This is a genomic window from Microbispora sitophila, from assembly GCF_014892245.1.
Taxonomy (GTDB): Bacteria; Actinomycetota; Actinomycetes; order Streptosporangiales; family Streptosporangiaceae; genus Microbispora; species Microbispora siamensis.
In genome coordinates, this window is record NZ_JADBGC010000049.1 from 1 (window position 1) to 21,355 (window position 21,355).

Below are 21,355 nucleotides of genomic sequence, written 5' to 3' on the forward strand. Positions count from 1 at the left end.
TGGTCGAGGAAGCTGTTGAGGCCGTAGCCCATGGTGTTCTTGATGGCGAACTGCGCCTCGATCCGGCGCACCGACTCGGGATTGCCGCGGATCCGGTCGCGCAGCCGCTCCAGGCCCTGGGCCAGGGCGGGTTCCAGGGCGCGCAGCCGCGCGTCGGCGTCGGGCGCGCCGGTGTCGATCACGGTCCCGCTGGGCAGCACCACGACCATCGACTCCAGCGTCCGGTAGGTGTTGGCGTGGGTGCCGCAGGTCATGCCGCTGGAGTTGTCGGCCACCACCCCGCCGATCGTGCACGCCGACTCACTGGCAGGGTCGGGGCCCAGCCTGCGGCCGTACGCCGCGAGGCGGGCGTTGACCTGCCGCAGCACCGCCCCCGGCTGCACCCGCACCCGCTCCCCACCGTCAAGCACCTCCACCGAGCGGAAGTGACGGCGGGTGTCGACCAGCAGATGCTCACTCACCCCCTGCCCCGACAGGCTCGTGCCGCCGGACCGGAAGGTCAACGGCAACCCCGCCCGCATCAGCGCCGCCACCTGCCCGGCGCTCTCCGGCACCAGCACCGCCTGCGGAGTCAGCAGATAATGCGAGGCGTCGTGCGCCCTACCCAGCCGGTCACTCACCCGCGCCCGGCTGATCCCCGGCACGGCGGCCTCCACCGCCGCGAGCACGGCGGGATCCGACGGCGCCGGCCGTCGCGGGGGATCCACGTGGATAAGGCTCATGATTGTTCACCGTTCTCCCGGGGGCGTCCGCCGGCAGGGGCCGGTGCTCGGCGGGGGCGTCGCGCGGCTTCGGGGCCCGGGCCGTACCGGCCGGGGCCCGTGGGGACGCGCCTCTCAGCGCGGGCCCACGACGTGCTGCCGCTGGGTGCCGAGGCCGGCGATGCCGAGTTCCATCACGTCACCCGGCCGCAGCCAGATCTGCGGGTCGTGGCCCATGCCGACGCCGGGCGGGGTGCCGGTGTTGATCAGGTCACCCGGCTCCAGCACCATGAACTGGCTCAGGTGGTGGATGATGAAGTACGGGTCGAAGATCATCGTCTTGGTGTTGCCGGTCTGCCGTCGCACGCCGTTGAGGTCCAGCCACATGTCCAGGTCGTTGACGTCGGCGATCTCGTCGGGGGTGACCAGCCACGGCCCGGCCGGGTTGAAGGTCTCGGCGGACTTGCCCTTGACCCACTGGCCGCCGCGCTCCATCTGGAAGGCGCGCTCGCTGACGTCGTTGACCACGCAGTAGCCGGCGATCACATCGGCGGCGTCCTCCACCGCGTCCAGGTAGGACGTGCGCTTGCCGATGACGATGCCCAGTTCGACCTCCCAGTCGGGCTTGGTGGACCCGCGCGGGATGCGCACGTCGTCGTCCGGACCGATGAGGGTGTTGGGCGACTTGGTGAACAGGATCGGCTCGTCGGGCACGGCCTGGCCGGTCTCGGCGGCATGGTCGCTGTAGTTCAGGCCGATGCACAGGATCTGGTGCGGCCGGGCGATCGGCGCGCCGATCCGCTCACCGGCGAACTCGCCGGTCTGCCCGGCGGCGATCCGTTCGGCGACCGGCCCGGCGAGCAGGGCGGTGCCGCCGGCGGCGAAGAACTTCTCGTCGAAGTCGGCGGTCAGGTCGGAGACGTCGACGTATCGGGTGTTGTCGACGCGGACGACCGGCTTCTCGGCGCCGGGGGCGCCGATGCGCATGAGGTACAACGCTTCTTCTTTCGGGGTCGGGACGGGGCGGAGGGCACCCTGCGAGGCACGGGGACACCGGCGCGGAACGCGCGTCCCTCGATGCCGATCATTCCGGATATTAGACCATTATTCCGACAGACGAAATACAATGCTGACCGGCCCGGCTTCCACAGCGGATCACCGAGCGGCCCGTACTTCAGCCCCACGCGCCCGCATGGTTCGTCTGGGCGGAACCGACCACGGCGGCGCGACGGACGACGCCGGCGACCTCTTCGCAGGCACATGCCGGACCTCACCGGACGGAACGCCGGGGCTCCGCGACACGGCGTCCCGGAACGGGGACCGGGCACCCCGCATGCGATATTGGCTGTGCCATGCCGGTGACATCGCCCCTTCGCCTCGCCAGAGCCGCCGCCTTCACCGCGGTGTGCCTCGGCTTGGGCGTGGTGGCGCACCTGTTCAGCGGCGGCGTGGTAGCCCCCGGCGCGCTGGCGCTTGGCCTGCCGGCGGTGTTCGCCGCCGCGCTGCCCCTGTCCGGCCGGGAACGGACGCTGCGCGCGATCCTGCCCCTGCTCGCGGCCCTGCAGGTCGCGCTGCACGCGCTGTTCGCCCTGTCGTCCCCGTCGTCGTCCGCCTGGCACGTCATGGCCGGGCATGTCACGGCCGGGCATGTCACGGCCGGGCACGCGCATGCCGGGCCGGGCTTCGGAATGCTGCTCGGCCACGGCTGGGCGGTGGTGCTGACGGCGCTGTGGCTCGCCAGGGGCGAGGCCGCCCTGTGGGCGCTGCTGCGGCGGCTCGCCGTACGGCTCACGCGGATCACGGCCGATCCGGCGCCGCCGGTGTTCACTCCGCCGGCGTCTCCGCATCCGGACGAGCCGCGCCTGCCGCGCTCCGTCGCGCCGCGTCACTGCGTCACCCGGCGCGGCCCGCCGCCCCGCCTTCTTCTCCAGCCGTCCGCCTGAGACGGCGCTCCTCACCTCGCTCCCGGCCGCGTACGGCCCCGGGCGCGTTGTCAATGATCTTTTCCGGCCGAGCATGCCCCCGCGCACGCCCCGATCTTCAGCCGGGCGACCGGTCACGCCGCGCTGTCCCGCATCGCCGGGGACGGCCCGCGGGGCTGCCTCGCATGCCCGGGAACGCCGCCCGCATGCCCGCCGGACGACCGAGAGAAGGCTTCCGCATGACCATCACGACCGTTAACCGCATGCTCCCGGCGGCGCTGGCCGCCCTCCTGGCCGCCGCGGCCTGTGCGGCGCCGTCCGGCAACACGGCGGCCGGCACCGCAGCCGGCACCGTGGCCGGCACCGTGGCCGGCACCGCCACCGCCGCCTCGCCGGCCGCGGCGCAGGCCGCCGCCACGGCCGCCGCCCCGCTGTCGATCAGCGACCCGTGGGTGAAGACGGCCCGCTCCGGCATGAGCGCCGCCTTCGCCACGCTCGTCAACACAACCGGCGAGGCGGTGACCGTCGTCGCGGCGAGCACTCCCGTCTCTCCGTCGGTGGAGCTGCACGAGGTCGTCGGAGACGGCGGCACCACGACCATGCGCCGCAAGCAGGGCGGGTTCGTGATCCCCGCCGGCGGCAGGCACGTGCTCCAGCCCGGCGGCGACCACATCATGCTCATGGACGTGCGCACGGCCGTCGAGCCCGGTGCCGAGGTGCCCTTCACGCTCACCCTGAAGGACGGCAGGACGGTGTCCTTCACCGCGGTGGCCAAGGACTTCGCCGGCGCCAACGAGTCCTACGCCCCTCATGAGTGAGCGCGGATACCCGGCGGGACGGCGGCTGACCCGGCGCGGCCTGCTCGCGGGAGGGGCCGTCGCCGCCGCGGCGGCGGCCTGCGCCCCGGCCTCCGCCGTACCTGATGCGGCAGGGCGCGCGTCGGCCGGGCCCGCGCCCCTCACCGGCGGTGACGCCGTCGAACCCTTTCACGGCGTCCATCAGGCGGGCGTCGCGACGTCTCCGCAGACCTTCGCGGTGTTCGCCGGGTTCGACCTGCGGCCGGGGACCGGGCGCGCGGCGCTCGCGCGCCTGATGCGGCTGCTCACCGACGACGCGCGGCGGCTGACCCAGGGCGAGCCCGCCCTCGCCGACACCGACGCCGAACTGGCGCTGCTGCCCGCGCGGCTCACCGTCACCTTCGGGTTCGGCGCCGGGCTGTTCGAGGCGGCGGGGGCCGGGCGTCTGGCGCCACGGCCGCTGCCGGCGTTCAAGGTCGACGCCCTCCAGCCCCGCTGGAGCGGCGGCGACCTGCTGGTCCAGGTGTGCGCGGACGACCGCGTCACGCTGGCGCACGCGCTGCGCGTGCTCGTCAGGGACGCCCGGTCCTTCGCGACCGTGCGCTGGACCCAGCACGGGTTCCGGCAGAGCCCGCAGGTGCGCGCGCCGGGGACGACCCAGCGCAACCTGATGGGCCAGCTCGACGGCACCGTCAACCCCCGCCCGGGGTCGGCGGACTTCGAGCGGGCCGTGTGGGTGCGCGACGGGTGGCTGCGCGGCGGCACCACGCTGGTGCTCCGCCGTATCCGGATGGACCTGGAGAAGTGGGACGCCGCGGACCGGGCGGCCAAGGAGTTCAGCGTCGGGCGGCGGCTGGACACCGGTGCGCCGCTGACCGGCCGGGCCGAGACCGACGAGCCCGACTTCGCCGCGCTCGGCCCGTCGGGCCTGCCGGTGGTCTCCGAGTACGCGCACATCCGCCGGGCCCGGGTGGCCGACCCCGGCATGCGCATCCTGCGCCGGGCCTACAACTACGAGGACGGCCTGAGCCCGGAGGGACGGCCGGACGCCGGCCTGCTGTTCGCGTCCTACCAGGCCGACGTGGCACGGCAGTTCGTCCCCATCCAGCAGCGGCTCGCGGAGGCGGACCTGCTGAACCAGTGGATCACCCCCATCGGGTCGGCCGTCTTCGCCGTACCGCCCGGGTGTTCCCCGGACGGCTGGATCGGGGAGACCCTCCTGTCCTGACGGCCGTACCTCCCGGCGGGCGCGGCCCGGATCCCGTGAGGGGTCCGGGCCGCGTGATCCGGAAGGGGCTCCCGATGGTGCGGGGCGGCTCAGCCGCGCGAACGACGCAGGGCGGTGATGCCCGCCCCGGCCCCGACCAGGCCGGCGACGAGGCCGAGGCCGCCGAGCACCAGGGCCGGGGTGGTGTTCCCGCCCTCGTGATCGTCGTCCTCGGTCGCCGCGGCCGCCACCGTGGGGGCGGCGGCAGGCGAGGCGGGGGCGGCGCCGTGCTGGTCGTCCTCCCCCTCCTCCGCGGCGACGAGCTTGAGCGTCGGCGCGGGGTGTTCGGCCTCGGACCCGTCGGCCTTCGGCGCGTCCGCCCACTTGACCACCTCACCGTTGGAGTAGGTCTGCGCCGTGGGGAACTCGAGCGCGTCCACGTTCTTCGGCAGCGGGCCGACCGACGCCTCGAACTCCTGGAACTGGCCGGACTCGATCTTCCCGCCGGACCAGGTGATCTTCAGCACCGACTCGGTGATCTTGTCGCCGTCGTCCGACACGACGGGCTTGGGCAGCTTGCCCCGGGTGAGCTTGACGTCCCAGCCGGGAACCGGGCGGACCGAGACGAACGGCAGCGGGTGATCGGTGGGGAACTCGACCTCCACCTTGGTGGTCGAGGCGTTGTCGCGCTCGTTGGGGACCCGGAAGGCGATCTTCGTCCAGGAGCCCTGCACGGCGGTGCCGGGGTTGACGGTGACGTGGGCGAGGGCGGGCACGGCGAGACCGATGGTGAGCGCGAGGGCACCGGCGGTGACGGTGGCCGCACGACGGACGTACGAGGTCATGGGGGTTCTCCAGTCGTCTGCGAGATTACGGAGGCGCGCGAGCGTGGCCCTATGGGCACAAGCAGGTCCCATGGGGATACGCGCCGCTCGCGCGTGAAGCTCAGAGGACGGGAAGAACCGGTGGCCCGCGGCGGACGACCGCGTGCCGCAGCACGCCCGCGGTGCGCGGGGCGCGCTCGGAGCGTGGCACCGCGCGCCGGCGAGGGCGTCCGGCGCCCGCGAGGTCCGCTGCCCGCAGCGCAAGCAGCGCACGCACCAGCGCGGCCACCGCCCGCAGGCAGCGGACCACCCCGGTGCCGATCGCGCGCAGCACGGACCACAGGGCCTCCTCGCCGCGCGACAGCCACCACCCGGTGAGCAGCGCCGCGGTGAGGTGGGCGGTGAGCATGCCGGTCTGCGCGCTCAGGCCGCCGTGCCAGGTGGGGTGCGACGCCGCGGCGGACCCCGTGACGTCGAGGAGACAGTGCAGGAACGCCTGGGCGCCGACCAGCAGGGCGACGATCGCCTGCGGCGACCGTTCCCGGCCCGCCGCGACGGCCGCGCCGGCCGTCACCGTGAGCACCCCCGTGAGGAGCGCGGCGGGCGTCGGCCCGCCTCCGCCGGCGAAGCGGTGCGCGCCGACGGCGAGGAGCACGCAGACGGCCGAGAAGGCGGCCGACCGCGCGAGCCTGAAGGAGAGCGTGGCGCGCATGACGCCGGGATTGTCTCACACCCCGGCGATCTCGGCTGATCCGTCCTTCGCCCACCATGGCGGCGCGCCGCGTCGGCATCGGCCGCGGAAGGACCGCTCTGCGCCGCGGGCCTGCCGCTGCCGCGCACGGCCTTCGCCGGGACGGGATCGTGCCGTCCCGGCGAAGGGCATGCGCCGACAGGTCAGACGCGGGTCCAGCGCTGGTTGGCCTGGCCGTTGCAGGTCCAGATGACGACCTTGGTGCCGTTGGCGGTGCCCGCGTTGGAGGCGTCCAGGCATTTGTTCGCGCCGACGGAGGTGATGGTGCCGTCGGAGTTGAGCCGCCACTGCTGGTTGCTCTGCCCGTTGCAGTCCCAGATGACCACGTTGGTGCCGTCCGCGGTGCCCCGGTTGTACACGTCCAGGCACTTGTTGCCGTAGACCCGCAGCTCACCCGAGGCGGTCGGCGTCCATCGCTGGTTCACCTGACCGTTGCAGTCCCAGATCTGCACCTGCGCGCCGTTGGCCTGCGAGACGCCGTTGACATCCAGGCACCGGCCCGACCCCACGCCCTTGATCGCACTCGTGGTGCCGGGAGTAGGCGATGGACTGGCGGACGGAGTGGTGCCGCTCCCTGTGACGGTGAGAAGGACCGCTTCGCGCGCGGGCACGGTCATGGTGTAGCTACCGTCGAACGTCCCGGCGTCGGTCCCCGTCCACAGGTTCCGTACGGCTGCCGGCCCGGTGAGGCCGAGGTCGGACCAGCGAGCGGTGATGGCGGCGGGCGAGGTGGTCCGGTTGAGCAGGAGCACCGCGCGCCGGCCGGTCCCCGACAACACCTTGGCGTACACCTGGCGGCCGCTCACGTCCTCGGCCACCTTCACCCCCTGCCGCCCGAGGGGGTCCTGGTCGACCGCCAGCACCTCCCGATTGGTCAGGATCGCCCTGGTCTCTGCGCTCATCGTGGCGAGGTTGTTGCCGGCCAGCAGCGGCGCCCCCGAGATCGCCCACAGGCCCATGTGCGTACGGTTCTGCGCGGCCGAGAAACCGTTCATCCCGACGACGAGCATGTCAGGGTCGTTGTAGTGCCCCGGGCTCTGGGCGGCGGGATGCTGGGCGGAGTCGAAGTTGGCCAGCACCCGGTCCATCGACGCGGCCTGTCCCCAGTAGATGATGTCGCCGCTGGTCCGCCACATGGTGGACATGCTCGGCGCCCAGTCCCAGGGGCTCTGGACGCCCCAGTTGCACACCGACAGCACCATCGGCCGCCCGGTCTGTGCCGTGGCCCGGCCTATCGCGTCGCTGATCGCCTGGTAGGCGGTGCGGGGATTGAGACCCTCGGCACTCCCTCCGCACCAGTCGACCTTCACGAAGTCGAAGCCCCATCGGGAGAACTGCAGGAAGTCCTGGTCGTAGTGGCCCTCGCTGCCGGTGTTCGGCGCGGCCGGACGGCCGGTCGGGTAGTAGTAGCCGCATCCGTTCCGACCGGCGTCTGTGTAGATGCCCGCCTTCAGACCCTTGCTGTGGATATAGTCCGCGATCGCCTTCATCCCGCCCGGCCACTCCGCCGTGTCGACCGTGATGTTGCCGGACGCGTCACGCGTTCCCTGCCACCAGCCCTCGTCGATGTTGACGTACTCGTAGCCGGCGTCCTTCATTCCCGAGGACACCATCGCGTCCGCCTGGGCTTTGATCACGTTGTAGTTGATCTGGGCCGCGAAGGTGTTCCACGACGCCCAGCCCATCGGCGGAGTCGTCACCGCCGCCACGGCCGCGGCGGCGGCCGTTCTCGTCGTGGCGGCCGCGGCGCCGTCCGCGACCGCCCACCCCGCCGGCACCATCGTCATGATCGCGAGGTGTACGGCGGCGACCAGCCGCCGAACGCGGGAAGAACGGCCACCCACGGTGTGCCCGGGGGACCGTCGCCGGGCAGGCCTGCATAGTCGCATTCGTTTCTCCTTCTGGTAGAGCCCTCGATAGGTGCGGGCACGGCGGATCTCCGGAGAAGGAAGCCGTCGGATCCCGCGTCCAGGTCCCAGCCGACATGCCGAGACGGCAAGGAGGGAGCCGGAGATATCCGCGAGATCCACCGCGTGGCGAACCGCCGGACGTGACGCGACCGACGTCACCGCGAGCCCCTGCCGTTCACCACCGACCCCGGCAGGAAGAAGCCGAACGCGAAACTCAGTGTCGAAACGGCCGTGAGATGTGTCAAGGCCGTTGGGCGAATCGGTTCGAGCAGGCTTTCCCCATCACGCGGCCCCAGGTGTCCCGCGAACCGCGGCCTCACCGCGTCCGCTCGGCCGGTGAAACTTTCAGCGCGGTCCGCCGCCGAGGAGGAGCGCGAGCGTCCCGATGGACGGAATCCGGGTGGAGCCCCGACCCGGGTTCTTGACAGTGCTCGCGGCGTCGTATTTGCTCCGCCCACCACCGCCCTCGGATGACTCCCGGAAGGAGAACATCTCCGCCGTTCGATTGTTAGCGTTAACAACCCCCGCTGACAACACCGTGTAGAACCATCTGAAGGAAGACCTGAACGTTCCGCGACCGCGCCGTCTCGCGTCCGACCCCCGCGAGACAGCGCGGTCGCAGCGGCATCTCCCCCACGCGGCTCACACCCCACGGAAGGAAAGAGAACATGTCGGCACGTCCACGCTGACACGCTCCGCTGGTTTTCGCATCGATCTTCCGGCCGATGCGAGAAGCCACACCGTGCCGGCGTCGGCCCCGGTAGGGGGCCGTTGAACCTTTCAGCCGGACGCCGAGGTGGCGGCCGATCCTCCCGCGGGGGCTCCCCCGAGGACGACCCTTCGGTCATACTCGCTATCGATCAACGGTGCCGAGCCGAGGACGCCGACGATGACACCTCCCCAGCGCCACCGCGGCGTGGTCGTCCCCGCCGTCGCCGCGACGGCGTTCGCCGTACTGGCGCTCGCCCTGTGGTTCGGCGGCGGCAGACCGCAACCGGCGATCCAGGGACTGCCCTCCCCCGGCGCCCTGACCACCTGGGGCCTGCCGGTCGTGCGCCTCGTCCACGACGTCTGCGCCGCCGCCACGGTCGGAGTCCTGCTGGCGGCCGTCGTGCTGGCCCCCCCGAGCGGCCGGGTCGTCGTACGGGCGGCCGGGGCCTGGGCGCTCGGCTGGGCGGCGAGCGCGGCGGTCACCGAGGTCCTGACGCTGTCGGACTTCCTCGGGCTGCCCCCGGGAGACGCGCTGCGCTCCGGCGCGCTGCCCGCTTTTCTCTTCCACATCCCGCAGGGGCAGGCGTTCCTGACGGTGACGCTGGCGGCCCTGGCGATCGCCGCCGGATCGCTCCTGCCGCACGGGCCGCAGGAGCAGCACGGGCCGCTCCTGCGGCCCGTGCTGCTCGCGGTGGCGCTCCTCGCGGTGCTGCCCCCGGCGTACGTGGGCCATTCGGCCTCGGCCGCCGACCACAACCTCGCCGTCCTCAGCCTGATGGCGCACGTCGCGGCCGTCGCGCTGTGGACCGGCGGCCTTTACGCCCTCGTGGCGCACCTGCGCGGCGCCCCCGGGCTCACCGTCGCCGTGCGCCGCTTCAGCACGCTCGCGCTGGGCTGCTTCGCCGCGGTCGGGGCGTCCGGCGCCCTCAACGCCTGGGTGAGGCTCGGCTCGGTGCCTCTGCTCTGGCAGTCGAGGTACGGCCAGCTCGTGCTGGCCAAGATCGCCGCACTGGCCGTGCTCGGCTGGTTCGGGTGGCGGCACCGGCGCAGGACCATCGGGGCGATGGAGTCCGGCGGGGCCCGCACGCCGTTCCTCCGCCTCGCCTGCGGCGAGATCGCGGTGATGGCCGGCACGCTGGGCCTGGCCGTGGCGCTGGGACGCACGCCCCCGCCGCCCACGGAGACGGCCGTGCACCAGCACGACGCGCTGGGATACGCCCTGCCTCCCCTCACCCCGGGCGCGCTCGTCACCGAGGTGCGGCCCGATCCGATCGCGCTGCTCCTGCTGGCCGCCGCCGCGGCCGCGTACCTGTCCGGCGTGCGGCGGTTGTCGCGCGCTCCGGGGGACGGCGAGGGGTGGCCGGCCGGGCGGACCGCCTCCTGGCTGGCCGGTCTGGCCGTGCTCGCCTACGCCACCTCGGGAGGCGTGGCGGCGTACGCGCCCGCACTGTTCTCGGCGCACGCGGTGCAATACGCGCTGCTCGGCGCCGTGGGCCCCGTCCTGCTCGTCTACGGCGCGCCGCTGACGCTGTGGCGGCGGGCCCGTCCGGATGCGGATCCCGGCGGCGGTCCGGCCGGCCGGGCGCTGTCCCATCCGGTGACCGCGCTGGCCCTGTACGCGCTGCCGTATCCGGTGCTGTACCTGACCGGTCTGTTCGGATACGCCCAGCCGAGCCTCGCCCTGCGGCTGGCCGCGCAGGCGGTGGTGACGGTCACCGCGGTGCTGTTCCTCGCGGTGGCCGCCGGCGTGGACCCGCTCCCGCGCGCGATCCGGCCGCAGGTCCGCGCCTGGATGCTCGCCGGGGCGATCGCCGTACGCGCGTGGACGGGCCTGGTGGTGCTGGCGGGGCCGCCGCAGGCGCCGGAGTGGTACGCGGCGCTCGGGCTGCCGTGGGCGCCGGACCGGGCGGCCGACCAGCGGCTGGGGACGCTGCTCGGCACCGGCGTGACCGTCGGCGTCCTCGCGGGCCTGCTCGCGCTGCTGCTCGCCCGCTGGCGCGCGGCGCGGCGCAGGACCGCCGCGGCCGCCCGCCCCGGGAGATCCGTGGGCGCCCGATAGAAGAATCGACGGGCGCCCGGCACGGCAGGGGGCTCAGCGGCAGGGATCAGCGGCGGCCGCGGGGGGCGCCGTCACGGTCCCTGCGCACGATCGGCTTCTTACCCTTGATCGTGGTGCGGCGCAGCGCCGCGACCACCTCGTCCACGGCGCCGTCCGGGATCTCGACCAGGGTGAACCGGTCGGCGATCTCGATCGCCCCGATCTCGCGCCCGCTGACCCGGGTCTCCCCGGTGATCGCGCCGACGATGTCCTGGGGACGCACGCCCGCGCTGCGGCCCGCGCCGACGAAGACGCGGCTCATCGCGCCGCCTCCGCGCCGCCCGCGCCGGTCGTCGCGGCCGAACCTGTCGTCGCGCGGCCCGCGCTCGGGCCGCTGCGGGCGCGGCGTGACCTCGGGGATCTCCTCCTCGTCGGCGGCGGCGCCGGTGGACTCGTGGGCGAGCTTGACCGCCGCGAGCGCGATGTCGACCAGGTCGAACTCGTCGGCGAGCGTCTCGACCACCACCCGGAAGCGGTCGAGGTCGCCGTCCTCCATCAGGCTCTCCTGCAGGGCGGCCCTGGTCAGCTCCAGCCGCCGGGCGCGCAGGTCCGCGACCGTCGGCACCTTCTCGACCGCGATCCTGCTGCGGGTGACGCGCTCGATGGTCTTGAGCATGCGGTGCTCGCGCGGCTCGGCGAGCGTGATCGCGACGCCCTCGCGCCCGGCCCGGCCCACCCGGCCGATGCGGTGCACGTACGACTCGGGCGCGGACGGCACGTCGTAGTTGATGACGTGGGTGAGCTGCTCGATGTCGAGGCCGCGGGCGGCCACGTCGGTCGCGACGAGCAGGTCGGCGGTCCCGCTGCGCAGCCGGCCCATGACCCGGTCGCGCTGCTCCTGGCCCATGCCTCCGTGCAGGGCCTCGGCGCGGTAGCCACGGCCGTTCATGGTCTCGGTGAGGCTGTCGACCTCCTCACGGGTGCGGCAGAAGACGATCGCCGCGGTGGGGGCCTCCACGTCGAGCACCCGGCCCAGCGCGGCCGGCTTGTACGCCCGCGACACGATGTAGGCGCTCTGCCGGATGAGCGGGGCCTCGCCGGCGGCGGGCGCCTCCCGCTCGATCCTGATCCGCACCGGCTCGCGCAGGTGGCGGCGGGCGATCCCGTCGATGCGCGGCGGCATGGTCGCGGAGAACAGCACGGTCTGCCGGTCCTCCGGGGTGTCCTGGAGGATCGCCTCGATGTCGTCGGCGAAGCCCATGTCGAGCATCTCGTCGGCCTCGTCGAGGACGACCATGCGCAGGCCCTTGAGCGGCAGGGTGCCCCTGCCGATGTGGTCGAGGGCACGGCCCGGGGTGGCGACGACGACGTCCACGCCGCGCTCCAGCGCCCGCAGCTGCCGCCCGATCGGCTGGCCGCCGTAGATGGGCAGCACCCGCGTGCCGAGGTCGCGGCCGTAGCGGTGCATGGCCTCCGACACCTGCACGGCCAGCTCGCGGGTGGGCACGAGCACCAGCCCCGCGGGCTCGCCGCCGCCGGCCTCCATGGCCGCCGGGTGGAGGCCGCCGTGCAGCCGCTGGAGCATGGGCAGGGCGAACGCGGCCGTCTTGCCCGTGCCGGTCGCGGCCTGCCCGAGGAGGTCGCGGCCCTCCAGCAACGGCGGGATGGCCTCCCGTTGGATCGGTGTGGGCTCCTCGTAGCCAAGACCGGACAGGGCCTTGAGGAGCTCGGGGCCCAGCGCCAGATCGGCGAATCCGGGTCCTTCGTCAATCTCGTTCACGACCATGTCCTGCTCCTGGTCCTGCTCCTGGTCCCGGCCTATGGCGGGGCGAATGTGCACGGGACGACCCTATGGTCTTTCCGCCCTTACCCCGAACGCCGCCCCCGGCACGCGGCCCGGCGTCGCTGTGGGTTCCACGGCGTTCCGGGCCGCGGGCCGCCGTCCGCGTGCGGGCGATCAGCCCAGGTCACGGGCCCTGCGCAGCAGCGTGGCCAGCTCGGATACGGCGGGGTCCTCGGTCCGCGCCGCCAGGCGGTCGGCCTGGTCGATCAGCTCGGCGAGGCTCCACGTGCCGCCCTTCCCGGACCACCGGCCGCGCAGGTGCTCGGCGAAATCGGCGGCCACGGCGTCGACCTGAAGGCGGACGGAGGCACTCCCCCACAGGGCCGGGGCCAGCGCGAACACGTCGACGCTCCGGTCCGCCTCGGACGGCCGCCGGGTGTCGGGGTCCAGCCAGCGCACCGTGGCGGTGGCGAGCCGGCCGTCCGCGTCCGGGCGCAGGCGCACACGGTAGAGCGCGGTGACCGAGTGGCCGGGACCGATCTCTCCGCCGTCCTTGCTGTCGTCGCGGAAGTCCTCCGAGGTCAGCGCACGGTCTTCGTATCCGAGGAGCGCGTACGACTCGACCGCCGACGGGTTGAAGGAGACCTGCGCCTTGGCGTCTCGGGCGCGCACCTCCAGCGTGGTGGTGAGCCGTTCGGTGAAGGCCTTCCGCACCTCGTCCTCGGTGGAGACGTACACGGCCGCGCCGTCGCCCCTGTCGGCGAGCTGCTCCATGAGCTGGTCGCCGTACTCGCGGCCGACGCCCACGCACAGCAGGGTGATCTTCTTGCCGGCGTGCTCGCTCACCCGGTCGAGGATCGCCTGCCAGGTGGTCTCGCCGGTGTTGGCCAGGCCGTCGGAGAGCAGGATGACGCGGTTGGTGGCGTCCTGCCGGAACGCGCCGGCCGCCAGGCGGTAGCCGGTGTCGAGGCCGTCGGACAGATTGGTCGATCCGCCGGCGCCCAGCATGTCGATCGCCTCATGCAGCTCGGCCCGGTAGGTGACCGCGGTCATCTCCGCGACCACCTGGGCCTCCTCGCGGAACGACACGATGGAGACCTGGTCGCCGGGCACGAGCTGGTCGACGAGCGTGTGCAGCGCCCGGCGCACGAGGTCGAGCCGGCCGGCCTCGGCCATGGACCCGGAGACGTCGACCACGAAGGTCAGGCTGACGGGCCGCCGCACGGACGCGTCCGGCTCGCGGGTCTGCAGGCCGACCCGGAGCAGCGCCGTCCCCTTCTCGGGCATCCTGGCCCCGTCGAGGTGGACGGCGAAGCCGTCGCCCTCCGGCTCCGCGTAGTCCTGGCGGAAGGCGTTGACGAACTCCTCGGTACGCACCTGTCCCGGCTCCGGCCGGCGACCCTCCTGTATGGCACGGCGGGCGTAGCCGTAGGAGGCCGTGTCGACGTCGAGGGCGAAGGTCGACGGCTCCTCCGCACTGTGTTCCTCCGCGCGCTCCTCCGCACTGTTCGGCGCCGGCTCCTGGTCGAGTGAGCGCGCCTCACCGCCCGGGTATTCGTGCCGGGCGGAGTCCGGGAGGTTCTGCGGGGCGGCCGGTGCTCTGGCCCCGGCGTCCGGGGCGCTCACCCCGGCGGAACAGGCGGTGGCGAACAACAGGGCGATCACGGTCAGGGCCGCGAGGATCGGGCTGGACTTCTTCATGGGCGCCTCCAAGGTCTGTCCACCCTCTGGGACGGACCCCGGACGGCCGTGGGCCGCCTCGGTCATCCAAGTGAGGACGAACCGTTCCCGGCTCGTGATCATCGACGTCCGGCCCGTCACGGCGGTCCCAAGGGTCACACTGTCGGCATGGCCGCGCGAGGACATACCGTGTGATCGTGGATCTTCGGGAGCTGAGACGGGCCAGGTTCGCGGTGTCGGTCACCTTCGCCCTGCACGGCGCGGTGACCGGCGGCTTCGCCTCCCGCATCCCCTGGATCCAGGACCACGTCGGGGCCGGGCCCGGCCAGCTCGGGCTCGCCCTGCTCGCGCCCGCGGTCGGCTCCATCCTCGCGATGCCGACCGCGGGACGCCTCACGCACCGGTTCGGCGGGCGGGCCGTCACCCGCGTCTCGATCGGCCTGTGGTGCCTGATCCTCGTCCTGCCGCCGCTGGCGCCGAACCTGCCCCTGCTGTGCGCGGCGCTCATGCTGTACGGCGCGGTGGCCGGCATCGGCGACGTCGCGATGAACGCCCAGGGGGTGGTGGTCGAGCAGCGGCTCGGCCGTTCGATCATGTCCGGGCTGCACGGCATGTGGAGCGTGGGGACGCTCGCGGGCGGCGCGGTGGGCACGCTGGCCGCGAGCGCGGGCCTCGACGCCCGGCTCCATCTGGGCGGGACGGCGGTCGTGCTGTTCCTCGTGGCCCTGGCCGTGGGCCCGCTGCTGCTCGACGTGCGGGCGGGCGCGGACGAGCCGGCCCCGCCCCACTTCGTGCTCCCGCCGCGTGGAGTGCTGCTCATCGGCCTGGTGGGCTTCTGCTCGGTGTTCGGCGAGGCCGCCGCCCAGGACTGGTGCGCGGTCTACCTCCGGCAGGTCGCGGGCGCGTCCCAGGCGGTGGGCGCCGCGGCGTACACGGCCTTCGCCTGCATGATGGCCGCGGGCCGGTTGTGCGGCGACGCGGTGGTGCGGCGGCTGGGGCCGGTCGCGACCGTGCGCGGCGGCGCGGCGCTGGCGGCGCTCGGCGGGCTGCTCGTCGTGGTCTCCCGGACCCCGGTGCCGGCGACCGCCGGGTTCATGCTGATCGGCGTGGGGATCGCGGTGGTCATCCCGCTGGTGTTCGCGGCGGCGGGCAACGCCGGGCCCTCGCCGAGCGAGGGCGTCGCGGGCGCGGCCACGGTGAGCTACGCGTCGGGGTTCGTGGCGCCGAGCGCCATCGGAGGGATCGCCACGCTGGCCGGGCTGCCCGCCTCGTTCGTTGTCGTCACCGTGCTGCTGCTGGCGGTCCTGCTGGGCGCGGGCAGGCTCGCGCCCTCCGCCGGGGCGGCCCGTCAGGAGACGCGGCCGACGCCGCACAGGAAGTAGTTCTTCACCGCCAGCAGGCGCGGGTCGAACGCCTCGTGCTCGGGCCGCCACTGGTGCAGGTTGACCACGCCGGGCTCGACCAGGTCGAGCCCCTCGAAGAACGGCGTGATCTCGTCCGACTGCCGGGCCACGAACTGCGCGGACGCGCCCTGGTAGACCTGCTCGACGGCGGGCGCCCGCTCGGGGCGCTCGTCCACCGCGACGTGCGAGACGGCCACGTAGCTGCCGGGCGCGAGCGCCTCGCGGATCTCCTTGATCAGGCGGCGGGGCTCGTCGGAGTCGGGCAGGAAGTGGACGATCGCGAGCAGCAGCACGGCGACCGGCCGGTCGAGGTCCAGGTGGCTCCGCACCTCCGGATGAGCGAGGATCTCCTCCGGCCGCCGCAGGTCGCCCTCCAATACCCGCACCTGCGGGCTGTCCTGGAGCAGCGCGCGGGCGTGCGCGAGCACCTGCGGATCGTTGTCGACGTACACCGTCCTCGCGCCGGGCGCGTGCTCGGCCGCCACCTGGTGGACGTTGCGCTGGGTGGGCAGGCCGGCGCCGATGTCGAGGAACTGCCGGATGCCCTGGCCGGCGAGGAACCGCACGGCACGGACGAGGAACTCCCGGTTCTCCCTGATCCCCAGGGGGATCTCCGGCACGTGCCGCAGCACCTGCTCGGCCGCCGCCCGGTCGGCGGGGAAGTTGTCCTTGCCCCCGAGGAAGTAGTCGTACATCCGCGCCGCGTTGGGCACGTTCGGGTCGAAGCCGGGCCCCATCGCCGCCGGATCCATGACGCCTCCCCTGATCATCGCCGACGTGGGCGATCTTAGCCCGTAGCGCGCGAAGCATCGCATCCATAGAGGAACGCGACATTTCCCGGAGATCGCCGCTGAACGATGTCATGATCGTTCCATGACTCCCCCGCGCCGAGTGCTGGGCGCATACCTCGCCGACGGCGTCACCCGGGCCAACATGTGGGCCCTGCTGGCGCTGGCGACCGTCGGCACGGCGGTGATCTCCTTCCTGCCGTCGGCCCAGCCGCACATCCTCACCACGATCCTGGGGCTGCCCGAGTCACGGCAGGGCACCGTCGTCGGCCTGCTCAACACGGCGGCCGAACTCGCCATGATCGCGAGCCTCGCGTGGTATGGCGCGCTGGCCGACCGGTTCGGGCGCAGGGTGATCGTGATCTCCGGCCTGGTGCTGTGCGCCGCCGGCACCGCGCTGTTCCCGTTCGCGGCCAACACCGCCGTGCTGGCGGTGCTGCGGGTGGTGTTCGGCCTGGGCGTCGCGGCGATCAACGCGATGCTGTCGACGATCGCGATCGACTACGTGCGCAGCAGGTCGCGCGGGGCGTCCTACGGGCTCGTCGGCTTCTTCGGCGGCCTCGGCGCGCTGGTCGCGGTGCTGGTCCTGGTGCGGCTGCCGCAGACGCTGGAGGCGGGCGGGATGGAGCCGGTGCAGGCGGCCCGCACGGCGTTCCTGCTGATCGCCGCGGGCATCCTGGTCACGGCGGGCCTGCTGTGGCTGACGCTGTCGCCGGCGCGGCCGGTCGCCGCCGAGCGCGTGCCGCTGGTCCGGCTGGTGCGCGAGGGCGTGGCGCTCGTCCGCGACCCGGGAGTGGCACTCTCGTACGCGGCGTCGTTCGTGGCGCGGGCCGACCTCGCCATCGTGGTCGCCTTCATGTCTTTGTGGATCAAGAACTACGGGACCGAGCACGGAGGCCTGTCCGGTGCGGAGGCGCTGGCCAAGGCGGGCGCCGTGGTGGGCATCTCGCAGATGGTCGCGTTGCTGTGCGCGCCGGTGTTCGGCCGGCTGGGCGACCGGATGCGGCGCCAGGACCTGGTCGTCCTGGCGCAGGTCGTCGCCGCCCTCGCCTACCTGTCGACGCTGCTCGTCTCCGATCCCCTCGGCCCGGGCATGATGCTGGTCGCCGTGCTGATCGGCGTGGGCGAGATCGCCGCCATCACCACGGCGGGCCCGCTGCTCGCCCAGCAGGCGCCCGCGGCCGTGCGGGGCTCGGCGTTCGGCGTCCACACGCTCTGCGGCGCGGCCGGGGTGATGATCATCTCGGCGCTCGGCGGGGCGCTGTTCGACGCGTGGCGCCCCGCCGGGCCGTTCGTCGTGGCCGGCGTCTTCAGCCTGGCGGTCGCGTGCTTCGGCCTGGCCGTACGGCGGCGGGTGACGGCCAGGGCCGAGGCCGACGTCGCCGGTGAGGCCGTCCCGGCGGCCTGACACCGGCCCGATCCGCCGCGAGGGTCCCCGCCGGAAGAGTCGCGGAGCGTGCTCTGCGGGACAGGTGGCGGCCCAGGGACTGGGCCGGGCGCTCGACGGCCCGGTAGGTCAGCGCGGAGCAGGCGATCACCACCGCGAGCAGCAGGACGGCCATGGCCAGGCGTTCGGCGAGGGAGAATCGGCCCGGGTCCATCGTCAGCCGCCGGAGCACCTGCACGGCGAGGGGATGCAGCAGGTAGACCGAGTAGCTGATCAGGCCGAGCCACACGAGGGCGCGGGGCATCGGCCGGTGCCGCAGAAGACGGGCGGCCAGGAAGGTGGCCCATGCCGCGGCGACGGCCGTGGACCACCCGCGGGTGAACGCCAGCGCCTGGTCGCCGGGCATGCCCCAGCCGGGGCCGAAGGCCCACGCGGCGGCGATGGACGCGACCGGCACGCAGGCAAGCGCCCACCCGCTCTTCTTCCAGCGCAGTTGTCCCTGGTCGAGCCGGTAGAGCACGGTGCCGGCGAACATCGTCGCGAGGATGGCGAGGCTCTGCCACGCCCCGATCCGGCTGTTGGCGCCGAGCAGCACGAGAGCCAGCACGGCCGCGGCGGCGGCGCCGCACGCGCGCACCCGCCCGCGACACGCCAGCGACGCGGCCGCCGCGAGCAACACGACCGCCGTGATCACCACGACCTGGGCGGCGCCGGCCCCACGCGACAGCGCGCCCGCGGGAATCAGCCCGCCCACGGTGAGAGCCGCCACGGCGAAGGCGAGCATGCCGGTGGCGCTGGCGCGGTGCACACCTGCCACGAACATCGCCGTCACGAGCAGGTAGAAGACCATCTCGTACGACAGCGTCCAGAACACGTTGACGACGCTGACCACCTGAAGGAAGTCCTGCAGCATCGTCAGGTGTGCCAGGGCCGAGATGCCTGGATTGTCGGCCAGCTGATCCGGCAGCGTCGAGTACACGCCCTCGGCGCCGAACACGGTCCCGGCCACCGCGGCGACGAGCCACAGGGGATACAGGCGGAAGACCCGGTTGATCCAGAACCCGCCGACGCTGCCGCGCCGTTCCAGGGAGACCGGCACCACGTAGCCGCTGACGAGGAAGAACATGAGCACGCCGTACTGGCCGAAGTTGAACCACGGGCCGGCGCCCGCTCGTACCTCGGGAAACAGCGCGTCCAGGGAGTGCTCGAACACCACGACAAGCGCGGCCATGCCGCGCAACGCGTCCAGCCATCCCTGACGCGGCGCCGGGGACGGCGGCTGCGGCCGCGCGGGTAAGGCCTCCTCCCTGACGCCGCTCCGGTTCGTTTCCACAACGTCGACGGACATCCGGTCAGGGTAGGAGGTCAGTCTGGGAAAATCGTGAGCGCTCCCTGAACCTGCTGCGGTCAGAGGGCGCACACGTGCCTCCCTGTCCCCCCAGTTCACTGCCGAGCCGATCAAGCTCTTGTACGGTGCCACGTCCCGGCGGTTGTAGATCTACGAGTCCTCCGTGGCGGTGCCGCCGCCCCGTGCCGGAGCAGCCGAACTCGGGCGAGGTCTCGTCGAGCGTGCCGACCGACCCGGTCTGCCCGTAGCGCAGGCCGTAGCCGAGGGGGAGGAGCGGGTGACAACCGGTGTGCCCCTGCCTGCGACCTTGCCGATGCCGTTCCAACCGGAGACGACGACGCCGTCGAAGCCCGTCTTCTGCTTGAGCACAGTCGGGCAGCGGCTCTCCGGGGCCGGGCGGGGTCAGAGCGGGATGTTGTTGTGCGCTCCCCGCGTGGCCGGCGCCGCGGCGAGGGCCTCGGCGAGCCGCCGCCGGGTCGTCCGCGGGTCGATCACCTCGTCCACGACCCGGAGGTCGAGCGCCCGGCGGACGCCGCCGGACAGCTCCTCGTGTTCCCGCACCAGCTCGGCACGCAACCGCTCCCTGTCCTCCGCGGAGGCGGCCGCGGCGAGGCGCCGGCGGTGCAGGATCCCCACCGCCGCCTCGGCCCCCATGACCGCCACCTCCGCGCCCGGCCAGGCGAAGACGGCGGTCGCCCCGAGCGAGCGGGAGTTCATGGCGATGTAGGCGCCGCCGTAGGACTTGCGGACGACCACCGTCACCCGGGGCACGGTCGCCTCCGCGAAGGCGTGCAGCAGCTTCGCCCCCCGGCGGACCACGCCGCCCCACTCCTGGCCGACTCCCGGGAGGTAGCCGGGGACGTCCGCCAGCACGACCAGTGGAACGCCGTGGGCATCACACATCCGGACGAACCGGGCGGCCTTCTCCGCCGACAGGGCGTCGAGGCAGCCGCCCTTGCGGAGCGGGTTGTTCGCCACGACGCCGACCGTGTGCCCGGCGAGGCGGCCGAGCCCGACGACGATGTTCGGCGCCCAGCGGGCCTGGATCTCCACGAACGCCGCCCCGTCCTCACCGTCGTCGAGCAGCGCGCGGATCACCGGACGGATGTCGTACGCGCGGCGGGCCGACTCGGGCAGCAGCGCGGCCGGGTCGCGGTCGTCGGCCAGGCCGTCCAGGGCGTACCCGCCGATGTCGGCCAGCAGGCCGGTGAGAGTGCGGGTGCGCCGGTAGGCGTCGTCCTCGTCCCCGGCGACCACGTGCACCACGCCGGATCGGCGGCCGTGCGCGTCGGCGCCGCCGAGCCCCTCCATGTCGATCTCCTCGCCCGTCACGCTGCGGACCACGTCGGGGCCGGTGACGAACACCCGGCCCAGGTCGGACATGACGATCAGGTCGGTGAGAGCCGGTCCGTACGCCGCCGCGCCCGCCGCCGGGCCCACGATGACGGAGATCTGCGGCACCCGGCCCGAGGCGCGGATGTTCGCCTCGAAGACCAGGCCGGCGCCGTGCATCGACTCCACGCCGTCGGCGAGACGGGCCCCGCCGCAGTGCCACACGCCGATCACCGGCACCCGGCGTCGCAGCGCCTCGTCCACCGCGGCGACGATGTGCCGGGCCCCGGCCAGCCCCAGCGCCCCGCCCATGACCGTCGCGTCGGTGCAGAAGGCGACCACCGGGGAGCCGTGGACGCGCCCGGTGACCGCGAGCACGCCGCTCGCGTCCTCCGCGTGCAGCGGCGTGATCGAGTCCGCGTCGAGCAGGCGGCCGAGCCGGGCCACGGGCTTGCGGACGTCGCGGCTCTCCTGCACAGCCACCGCCTCGGCAACGGTCATGGATCTACCCCCATCGATGTGCGTGCGCTCGCGTTTCTCCGGAAACGGTAGGCGGACCGCGCCACCGGGGTCCAATTACGATTTCCGATGGAAATACACAAAGAAATCCTTATGAATTGTCCGATATGCCGTGATAGGCGTCACAGTTGACTATTGCACGAAATTCATGCAAATGTCGATTAGGTTGGCCGGGCCGGAGCCACGGGCTCCGGAACGAGAAGCGCGGGCACGGCGAAACCGCGCCGCCGCTGCTCACGCACGTTCTCCGGAAA

The 21,355-nt window shown here is 73.4% G+C and carries 16 protein-coding genes; 6 read left to right on the top strand and 10 right to left on the bottom strand.

The genetic code is table 11. The features are described from left to right. A partial coding sequence (locus tag IL992_RS44375; protein ID WP_193209291.1) for an FAD-binding oxidoreductase occupies positions 1 to 722 on the bottom strand: 722 nt, incomplete at its 3' end. Between the two features lie 114 nt (positions 723 to 836). After that, a complete protein-coding gene (locus tag IL992_RS44380; RefSeq protein ID WP_319019232.1) occupies positions 837 to 1,688 on the bottom strand; it encodes a fumarylacetoacetate hydrolase family protein in 852 nt (283 codons plus the stop codon). Positions 1,689 to 2,053: 365 nt separating this feature from the next. Between IL992_RS44380 and IL992_RS44385 the strand changes: the two genes are divergently transcribed. The 3 genes from IL992_RS44385 (at position 2,054) to IL992_RS44395 (ending at position 4,648) form a co-directional block, all read left to right on the top strand. Continuing rightward, positions 2,054 to 2,644, top strand: coding sequence for an MFS transporter (locus IL992_RS44385; protein WP_193209293.1), 591 nt, complete (start codon positions 2,054 to 2,056; stop codon positions 2,642 to 2,644). Positions 2,645 to 2,862: 218 nt separating this feature from the next. Continuing rightward, the gene (locus IL992_RS44390) at positions 2,863 to 3,441 is read left to right on the top strand and encodes a copper chaperone PCu(A)C (RefSeq protein ID WP_193209294.1); all 579 of its coding nucleotides are present in this window, start codon (positions 2,863 to 2,865) and stop codon (positions 3,439 to 3,441) included. Then, on the top strand, positions 3,434 to 4,648 hold the full coding sequence (locus IL992_RS44395) for a Dyp-type peroxidase (RefSeq protein ID WP_193209295.1): 1,215 nt from the start codon (positions 3,434 to 3,436) through the stop codon (positions 4,646 to 4,648). The genes IL992_RS44390 and IL992_RS44395 overlap by 8 nt, the downstream gene beginning before the upstream one ends. An 89-nt stretch (positions 4,649 to 4,737) precedes the next feature. Here the strand turns inward: IL992_RS44395 and IL992_RS44400 are convergent, their stop codons facing one another. The 3 genes from IL992_RS44400 to IL992_RS44410 all read right to left on the bottom strand — a co-directional run bounded on the left by IL992_RS44400 (position 4,738) and on the right by IL992_RS44410 (position 7,989). Then, complete coding sequence (locus IL992_RS44400) at positions 4,738 to 5,472, bottom strand: YcnI family copper-binding membrane protein (protein ID WP_193209296.1); 735 nt, start codon at positions 5,470 to 5,472, stop codon at positions 4,738 to 4,740. A 100-nt stretch (positions 5,473 to 5,572) separates the two neighbouring features. Then, positions 5,573 to 6,163, bottom strand: coding sequence for an MFS transporter (locus tag IL992_RS44405; protein WP_193209297.1), 591 nt, complete (start codon positions 6,161 to 6,163; stop codon positions 5,573 to 5,575). Positions 6,164 to 6,345: 182 nt separating this feature from the next. Next, positions 6,346 to 7,989, bottom strand: coding sequence for a glycoside hydrolase family 27 protein (locus IL992_RS44410; protein WP_193209298.1), 1,644 nt, complete (start codon positions 7,987 to 7,989; stop codon positions 6,346 to 6,348). Between the two features lie 1,012 nt (positions 7,990 to 9,001). On the opposite strand from IL992_RS44410, the gene IL992_RS44415 reads away from it, so the two are divergent. Further along, positions 9,002 to 10,882 (top strand): cytochrome c oxidase assembly protein, encoded by a 1,881-nt coding sequence (locus IL992_RS44415; RefSeq protein WP_193209299.1) that lies wholly within the window; start codon positions 9,002 to 9,004, stop codon positions 10,880 to 10,882. A 46-nt stretch (positions 10,883 to 10,928) separates the two neighbouring features. Here the strand turns inward: IL992_RS44415 and IL992_RS44420 are convergent, their stop codons facing one another. Beyond that, positions 10,929 to 12,701 carry a DEAD/DEAH box helicase gene (locus tag IL992_RS44420; protein ID WP_404804825.1) on the bottom strand — a complete coding sequence of 591 codons (1,773 nt, stop codon included), beginning with the start codon at positions 12,699 to 12,701 and terminating at the stop codon, positions 10,929 to 10,931. 117 nt (positions 12,702 to 12,818) lie between these two features. Further along, positions 12,819 to 14,345, bottom strand: coding sequence for a vWA domain-containing protein (locus IL992_RS44425; RefSeq protein ID WP_193209300.1), 1,527 nt, complete (start codon positions 14,343 to 14,345; stop codon positions 12,819 to 12,821). Between the two features lie 176 nt (positions 14,346 to 14,521). Between IL992_RS44425 and IL992_RS44430 the strand changes: the two genes are divergently transcribed. Beyond that, positions 14,522 to 15,706, top strand: a complete 1,185-nt coding sequence (locus IL992_RS44430; RefSeq protein WP_319019233.1) for an MFS transporter — start codon at positions 14,522 to 14,524, stop codon at positions 15,704 to 15,706. On the opposite strand, the gene IL992_RS44435 is transcribed toward IL992_RS44430, so the two are convergent. Continuing rightward, the gene (locus IL992_RS44435) at positions 15,673 to 16,479 is read right to left on the bottom strand and encodes an SAM-dependent methyltransferase (protein WP_226874930.1); all 807 of its coding nucleotides are present in this window, start codon (positions 16,477 to 16,479) and stop codon (positions 15,673 to 15,675) included. The two genes, IL992_RS44430 and IL992_RS44435, sit on opposite strands and share 34 nt — an antisense overlap. Positions 16,480 to 16,600: 121 nt before the next feature. Between IL992_RS44435 and IL992_RS44440 the strand changes: the two genes are divergently transcribed. Then, positions 16,601 to 17,923, top strand: coding sequence for an MFS transporter (locus IL992_RS44440; RefSeq protein ID WP_193209302.1), 1,323 nt, complete (start codon positions 16,601 to 16,603; stop codon positions 17,921 to 17,923). On the opposite strand, the gene IL992_RS44445 is transcribed toward IL992_RS44440, so the two are convergent. Next, positions 17,826 to 19,250 (bottom strand): acyltransferase family protein, encoded by a 1,425-nt coding sequence (locus tag IL992_RS44445; protein WP_193209303.1) that lies wholly within the window; start codon positions 19,248 to 19,250, stop codon positions 17,826 to 17,828. The genes IL992_RS44440 and IL992_RS44445 overlap by 98 nt on opposite strands. A 402-nt stretch (positions 19,251 to 19,652) precedes the next feature. Further along, positions 19,653 to 21,083 (bottom strand): acyl-CoA carboxylase subunit beta, encoded by a 1,431-nt coding sequence (locus IL992_RS44450; RefSeq protein WP_193209304.1) that lies wholly within the window; start codon positions 21,081 to 21,083, stop codon positions 19,653 to 19,655. Positions 21,084 to 21,355: the final 272 nt, after the last annotated feature.